Source organism: Stutzerimonas stutzeri (genome assembly GCF_024448935.1).
Classification (GTDB): domain Bacteria; phylum Pseudomonadota; class Gammaproteobacteria; order Pseudomonadales; family Pseudomonadaceae; genus Stutzerimonas; species Stutzerimonas stutzeri_AO.
The window spans coordinates 1-1860 of record NZ_JAMOIE010000208.1; the positions used below are offsets into that span (position 1 = coordinate 1).

The 1860-nt window shown below is 64.1% G+C and carries 2 protein-coding genes and 2 pseudogenes; 3 read left to right on the forward strand and 1 reads right to left on the reverse strand.

Going from position 1 to position 1860, the window contains the following annotated elements:
• Positions 1 to 85: DUF3363 domain-containing protein (locus NA637_RS25805; protein WP_423836766.1), on the forward strand; the 85-nt coding region annotated here is incomplete at its 5' end.
• A gap of 101 nt (positions 86 to 186) precedes the next feature.
• Here the strand turns inward: NA637_RS25805 and NA637_RS24845 are convergent.
• Positions 187 to 1059 (reverse strand): DMT family transporter, encoded by an 873-nt coding sequence (locus tag NA637_RS24845; protein WP_058201262.1) that lies wholly within the window; start codon positions 1057 to 1059, stop codon positions 187 to 189.
• A 538-nt stretch (positions 1060 to 1597) separates the two neighbouring features.
• On the opposite strand from NA637_RS24845, the pseudogene NA637_RS24850 reads away from it, so the two are divergent.
• Together NA637_RS24850 and NA637_RS24855 are read left to right on the forward strand one after the other, a co-directional pair.
• Positions 1598 to 1678: pseudogene (locus tag NA637_RS24850) on the forward strand (entry exclusion lipoprotein TrbK); the annotation flags it as partial.
• A 21-nt stretch (positions 1679 to 1699) separates the two neighbouring features.
• Positions 1700 to 1860: pseudogene (locus NA637_RS24855) on the forward strand (DUF3363 domain-containing protein); the annotation flags it as partial.

The following is a 1860-nucleotide window of genomic DNA, read 5'->3' on the forward strand; positions in this document are numbered from 1 at the left end:
GCGGTTGGGGCAACAGCTCGCCGCCACGGTGCGCGGCGGTGGGGTGTCGTGGGAGATCGGCCGGCAACGTGGGCCTTCGGTTTGAAAGCGCGTCACCAGTCAAATCCGCTGACTGGTGGCGCGCGCGAGCCGGCATTCCGTTTCTCTATCACCTGCCAGCCGCTATCGAGACAATGCCCCGCTTGGTCAGCGACCGGATGGCGATGCCGGCGCCCTGAACACCAGCGCCAACCCGACCAGGATCGCCGCCATGCCCGCCACAGCCAGCGCGGGCATGGCATTACCCAGGATCAGGTAGTCGAGGATCACCGTGACCACCGGCACCAGGTAGAACAGGCTGGTGACGTTGACCAGATTGCCGCTGCGGATCAACCGGTACAGTAGCAGTTGCGCCCCGACCGAGATCACCAGGCCCAGCCACAGCAAGGGGATCAGGAACCCCAGGTTCGGCTCGAAATGGAACGGCTGGAACGGCACGAAGGCCAGGCACAGCAGCAGCGTAACGGCATACTGCAATGGCAGCACCTCGGCGGGTGCCTGCTGGATGCGCTTTTGCAACATGGCGCCGAACGTCATGCACAGCAGCGCGCCCAGCGCAAAGCCCGTGCCCAGCCCGGACAGCTTCGTCAGCACCAGGCTCTGGTAGACCACCAGCGTCAAGCCGGACAGTGCCAGCAGCAGGCCGCACAAGCGCCATGCGGAGGAACGCCGTTCGGTCAGCAGCAGGGTCAGGATCGGTTGTACGCCGAGCAGTGTCGCCAGCAGCCCCGGTGTGATGCCGTGGGCCATCGCCTGGAAGTAGCAGACCGAATAGCTGCCGATCAGCAGCAAACCCGTTGCGGCGACCTGCCAGCGCGTGCCGGGTCTGGGTAGCCAACGCCTGCCAGGTAGGCCGATCAGCAGCAACGCACCCAGTGCCAGGGCGAAGCGCAGGATCAGCAGCGCGAACACCGAGCCGTGATCGAGCCCCCAACGGGTGAAGATAGCCGCGCTGCCCCAGAGCAGCACGAATGTGGACATGGCGGCGAAGGCCGTCCATGTGGAGGACTTGGAAGTCATTTTGTACTCACCTGTCGAATGAAGCACAGGCCCCGGCCATCCACGGGACGCAACTGCGTCAGTGGAACCCAATCGGTTTCAGGAGGGGCCGCGAGGCGGGCTGGATCAGCCCAGGACGATCGCGCGTGGCGGATGCACGCCAGCCACTGCGATGTCCGCCGGAGGCGCGACAGATGAGACAGGAGGAGGATTCGTTGCGCGCACGCCGCAAGCCACATTGTTTGTGACCCAGGCAGACTTGGAATGGCGTGCAAACGAAATCATGCGAAGGAACTCTAAGCTCAAAGCAGACGGTCAATCTGGAATATAGCACCGCGTCGCGCATGACGCACCTGGATTCGGGTGCTCTGGATATAGGCGTTCGCCAACTTGAGCGCAGCAGAACTTGCGCGGAGCCGACAACGATGAGCGGGTGCAGATCGAGTGCTTCAACGAACCTACGCTGCAACGCCAGCGACTGCTCGGTGCCGAAACCTGCAACGCTCGCCAGCGGCCGTGAGGTCTGGCCGACGCGAGGATATTCTGTCGTGTTGGGCTTGTGACCGAAGCCACGCGCAAGCGGTTCTATGGTGACGGCAAGGCGCCCTATGCGGCCCCGGAGAATCCGCCCAAGTTCTGATCGTAGGCGATCCGCCACGAAGCCGCCAACACCGGACTGGAGCATCAGCCGGTAGCCGACGGGCAACACGTGGCTGGCATCTACCGACGCTCGGTCATGCTCGCCAGTGGGCGCTACGCGATGCTCGATGACGGCATGGGATTCAGCCTGGTGCCGTGGCGGCCGGTGATCGAACAGCGGCT